Source organism: Actinomycetota bacterium (assembly GCA_036280995.1).
Lineage (GTDB): Bacteria > Actinomycetota > CALGFH01 > CALGFH01 > CALGFH01 > CALGFH01.
This window is the reverse complement of the sequence record DASUPQ010000159.1, coordinates 1-4,479: the sequence shown is the minus strand read 5'-3', so window position 1 is coordinate 4,479 and position 4,479 is coordinate 1. Positions and strand designations below refer to the sequence as shown.

Genomic DNA, 4,479 nt, shown 5'->3' with positions numbered 1-4,479 from the left:
CACACTCGACCGCTACGGCCACCTGTTCCGGGCCACGATGACGAGCTGCGCGACCGCCTGGACGCCTTGCACGCTCAGGGCCTCCAGGCCGTTCCCGGTGGGGGCGGTGGTGGAGCTGCCCGGCGGCCCGGCGCGGGCCGTCACGGCCCCAGCGCGGCCCACGGCGAAGCAAGCAAACAAGAAGACCCGGCGCAAGTCCGGGCCTGACCTGGGCTGATTGGGGTGCGCCGCCAGGGACTCGAACCCCGAACCGTTGCCTTAAGAGGGCACTGCTCTGCCAATTGAGCTAGCGGCGCGCACGGGGATGGAGGCTACCAGAGGCGGCCGCGGGCTGCGACGACGATCAGCGGCGGCGGCGAGCGCGGGTGCGGTGCTCGCGGTCCCAGCCGTCGTGGGTGCAGCAACGGCTGGCCGGGTTGTAGGTCGACAGCTGGACCTGGCAGCCGGCTGCCTCGCAGATGCGGCGCTGGCCGAAGGAGCGGACGGGAACGTCGGCCCCAACGGCTCGCCTTCGGGTGGTGCTGGGCGCGGTCATGGAGAAAGTGTTCCGCAACCAGACCAAGGGCAAACCCCGGTCTAGGAACGGGGGCGGGTGACCAGGTTGGAGCGGTCGAGCTGGTGGCGGGCCTCGATCAGGCGGACCGCGCCCGACACCGAGCGCATCGACAGGGACTGGGTCAGCACCTCGTTGGGGCGGAAGCGGACCCCGCGGAGCAGCTCGCCGTCGGTGACGCCGGTGGCGGCGAAGAAGACGTTGTCGCCCCGGACCAGGTCGTCGATGGTGAGGACCTTGTCGAGGTCGTAGCCGGCGTCCAGTGCGGCCCGGCGCTCGTCGTCGTCGCGGGGCCACAGGCGCCCGTACATGACCCCGCCGAGGCACTTGAGGGCGCAGGCGGTGATGACGCCCTCGGGGGTGCCGCCGATCCCGACGGCGAGGTCGATGCCGGTCTCCTCGCGGGCGGCCATGATCGCCCCGGCGACGTCACCGTCGAGCAGGAACTTGATCCGCGCGCCGGTGGCCCGGACCCGGCCGACCAGCTCCTCCTCGTGGCGGGGGCGGTCGAGGATGCAGACCGTCAGCTCGGTGACGTCGGAGTCCTTGGCCTCGGCGATCCGGCGCAGGTTGTCCTCGATCGGGGCCTCGAAGTCGACCACGTCGGCGAAGGGGCGGCCGACGGCCAGCTTCTCCATGTAGACGCACGGTCCCGGGTCGAACATCGTGCCCCGCTCGGCCAGGGCGACCACCGCGATCGCGTTGGGGAGGCTCTTGGCGGTCAGGGTGGTCCCGTCGACCGGGTCGACGGCGATGTCGACCTGGGGCGGGCTGCCGCTGCCGACCCGCTCGCCGTTGTAGAGCATGGGGGCGTTGTCCTTCTCGCCCTCGCCGATGACCACCACCCCATCCATGGCGATCTGGCCGAGCACCGGGCGCATGGCGTCGACCGCGGCCTGGTCGACCGCCTCCTTGTCGCCGCGGCCCAGGTGCCGGGCGCCGCCGATGGCCGCCGCCTCGGTCGCGCGGACCAGCTCGAGAGCGAGGTTCCGGTCGGGCGCGGGCCCGATGTGAGCCACTGCGGTCACGGCGTACCTCCCGGTGACAGGGTGACGGCTGTGTATAGGATCGGCTATGGCTGCCCTCGATGTCATGCGGCGCTACCTCGAGGCCGTGCAGCGCGGCGACTGGGACACCGGCTTCGGCTTCTTCGCCGACGACGTCGTCCTCCATGCCCCCGGCCGGTCGTCGCTGGCCGGCACCCACCGCGGCCGTGAGGCCGTCAAGGGGTATCTGCACGCCGCCCTCGCCCGCTCCCACGGGGCCGAGGTCGAGGTCGAGCTGGTCGACATGCTGGCCAGCGAGGAACGCGTTGCCCTGGTCGTGCGCGAGCGCTTCCACCGTCCCGGCGGCGCCGTCGAGATCCGCCGGGCCAACCTCTACCGGCTGTCCGGCGAGCAGATCGTGGAGGTCTGGATCTTCGAGGCCAACCAGTACGAGGTCGACGAGCTGCTCGCCGACCCGCCCGTCGGCTGAGCGGGAGACCGGGCGCACTCAGCTCTGGGGCGGGGCGGCGGCCAGGGCCGGGGCCCTGGGCCAGGGAGCGGCGCCGGGGCTGCCCAGGAGGCTGGCCTCGACGTGGTCGAGCGCCATGCGGACGGCGCCGAGGACGACGGCGTGGTCGCCGAGGGTGGACATCGCCACCCGGGGCGGGGTGTCGATCAGGTCGGGCAGCAGCCGCCCCCGGATCCGGTCCAGGAACAGGTCGCCGTCGTCGGCCACGGCCCCGGAGATGACCACCAGCTCGGGGTTGAGCATCCCGGCCAGGGCGGCGACGGCGAGCGCCATCCGGTCGGCCACGCGGTCGACGATCCCGACCGCGACCTCGTCCCCGGCCCGGGCGGCCTCCATCACGGTCGCCGTCCCGACCCGGGCCGGGTCCCCGCCGGCCAGGGACCACAGCAGCCGGCCGGGGCCGTCCGGCGGCTCCTCCGCGCCAAGGCCGGCCACGGCCTCGGCGCCCAACGTGCGGACCATGTAGGTCATGCCGTGGGTGCTGCCGACCTGCTCGATCAGCTCGAAGAAGCGCAGCTCGCCGGCGCCGCCGGCGTGGCCGCGGACCGGCCGCCCGCCCAGGAACAGGCCGGCGCCGAGCCGCTCGTCGGCCACCATGACCACCAGGTCGTCGACCCCGGTGGCGACCCCGCGCCAGCGCTCCCCCCAGGCGGCCAGGTTGGCGTCGTTCTCGAGCAGCACCGGCCAGCCGTGCCGGCCGCCGATCTCCGGCCGGAGGTCGTGGCCGGGCAGGCCGGGCAGGTAGGACTCCCGACCCACCGGGATCCCGTCGGCGTCCACCGGTGTGGGAACGCCCACGGCGACGGCCAGCACGTGGGCGGGGTCGACGGCCGCCGACGCCAGCACCGAGTCGGTCGTCCGACGCACCGCGGCCAGGCGCTCGTCCACCGGGACCGAGACGTGAGCCAGCGGCTGGCTCGTCTCGGCCACGCAGTCGCCGCGGAGGTCGGCCAGGCGGGCCGTGACCCGGTCGGTGGCGTCGACGCCGAGCACCAGCCCGGCCCGGCTCTGGAACTCGTAGCGGCGGGCGGGACGGCCTCGCCGGCGGTCGCCGGCGGGCCGGTTGTCCATCTCACGGATCCAGCCGAGCCGGATCAGGTCGTTGCAGACCACGTGGATGGTGGGCCGGGCCAGCCCGGTGGCGTTCATCAGGTCGCTGCCGGTCATCGGCCCGCCAGCCCGCAGCGCGTCGAGCACGGCGGACGCGGTCATCCGCCGCAGCATCAGTGACGTCGGAGTCGGCCTCTGCATGGCTCACCATGGGACGGCTTGACACCGGGTACCTACGTGGGAGACTACCGGCAGAATGATAACCGCCTCTAATCTAATCGCTTCCTGGTGGGGTGGCAAGGGGTCGCCGCGCTGCTCCCTGGCTGGCGTGGGGCGGTTTCAACCGGTGGTCATGAGGGCAAACGCAGTCCGATGATCTGCCCTGCTCGGCGCCGTGGCCCCTGCCGGTCCCCACCGGCCGGTGGACTTCCCATGCTGCCCCAATGCATGATCGAGACCCGTTGGCCACTTCGCCTCGCGAGCGCAGCGTCGCGGTCGCCCTCACGAAAGGGGCCGTGCACGTCTCGTTGTTGATGAAGCTGGTGGGCCAGCACGCCAGGTAGTGCGGTGGGATACCCGGAGGGGCAGGCCTGTGAGGGATGGCCGGCTACCGAATGGTGCTGCGGCGTCAACGAAAGGGAGACAAGATGCGATGGCGTAAGTTGTTCCAGGGGATCGCGGTGGCGGCGGTGGCGATGCTGTTCGCTACGGCCTGCCTCGAGGAAGGCGGCGGTGGTGGCGGTGGCGGCGGCTCGGCGGCCGAGGGCGACGGCCAGGTCGAGATCCTGTTCGGGTTCGGCGGCGACCAGTCCAAGGGCTTCCAGGACGGGCTGAACCAGTGGGCGAGCGCCAACGGGGTCACCATCAAGTACTCCGAGGCCTCGCAGTCCTTCGACACCATCGTCCGGACCCGCGTGCAGGGCAACAACCTTCCCGACATCGCCCTGTTCCCGCAGCCGGGCGTGATGATGGACATCGCTAACAGCGGCAAGATGCAGGACCTGAGCGCCCTGCTCGACAAGAGCAAGATCGAGTCGACGCTCGTCCCCGGTGAGCTGGCCGCGGGGACCTCGGCGGACGGCAAACTGTACGGCGTCCCCATGAGCATGAACATCAAGAGCCTGGTCTGGTACCCGAAAAAGGCCTTCGAGGCCAAGGGCTACAAGGCCCCGACCACGATCGCCGAGCTGGAGGCGCTCACCAACCAGATCAAGGCCGACGGCACGCCGCCCTGGTGCGTGGGCATCGAGTCGGCCGCCGCGACCGGGTGGCCGGCCACCGACTGGATCGAGGACTTCGTGCTCCGCTACGGCGGGCCCGAGAAGTACGACCAGTGGGTCAAGCACGAGATCCCCTTCAAC

6 protein-coding genes and 1 tRNA gene are annotated in these 4,479 nt (G+C 72.0%); 3 read left to right on the top strand and 4 right to left on the bottom strand.

What is annotated here, in order from left to right; all coding sequences use genetic code 11:
* On the top strand, positions 1–217 hold a 217-nt coding region (locus VF468_04995), incomplete at its 5' end, for a hypothetical protein (GenBank protein ID HEX5877671.1).
* 6 nt (positions 218–223) lie between these two features.
* Here the strand turns inward: VF468_04995 and VF468_04990 are convergent.
* The 3 genes from VF468_04990 to glpX form a co-directional block, all read right to left on the bottom strand.
* Positions 224–296: transfer RNA gene (locus VF468_04990), tRNA-Lys, on the bottom strand.
* Positions 297–343: 47 nt separating this feature from the next.
* On the bottom strand, positions 344–535 hold the full coding sequence (locus VF468_04985) for a hypothetical protein (GenBank protein ID HEX5877670.1): 192 nt from the start codon (positions 533–535) through the stop codon (positions 344–346).
* A gap of 41 nt (positions 536–576) precedes the next feature.
* Positions 577–1,581: a class II fructose-bisphosphatase gene (gene glpX, locus VF468_04980; GenBank protein HEX5877669.1), complete on the bottom strand. Its 1,005-nt coding sequence runs from the start codon at positions 1,579–1,581 to the stop codon at positions 577–579.
* A 46-nt stretch (positions 1,582–1,627) separates the two neighbouring features.
* Here glpX and VF468_04975 point away from each other — a divergent pair, with 46 nt between their 5' ends.
* On the top strand, positions 1,628–2,029 hold the full coding sequence (locus VF468_04975) for a nuclear transport factor 2 family protein (protein HEX5877668.1): 402 nt from the start codon (positions 1,628–1,630) through the stop codon (positions 2,027–2,029).
* An 18-nt stretch (positions 2,030–2,047) separates the two neighbouring features.
* Here the strand turns inward: VF468_04975 and VF468_04970 are convergent, their stop codons facing one another.
* On the bottom strand, positions 2,048–3,280 hold the full coding sequence (locus VF468_04970) for an ROK family transcriptional regulator (GenBank protein HEX5877667.1): 1,233 nt from the start codon (positions 3,278–3,280) through the stop codon (positions 2,048–2,050).
* Between the two features lie 485 nt (positions 3,281–3,765).
* Between VF468_04970 and VF468_04965 the strand changes: the two genes are divergently transcribed.
* Positions 3,766–4,479 (top strand): extracellular solute-binding protein (locus VF468_04965; GenBank protein ID HEX5877666.1); only part of this gene is annotated, 714 nt, incomplete at its 3' end.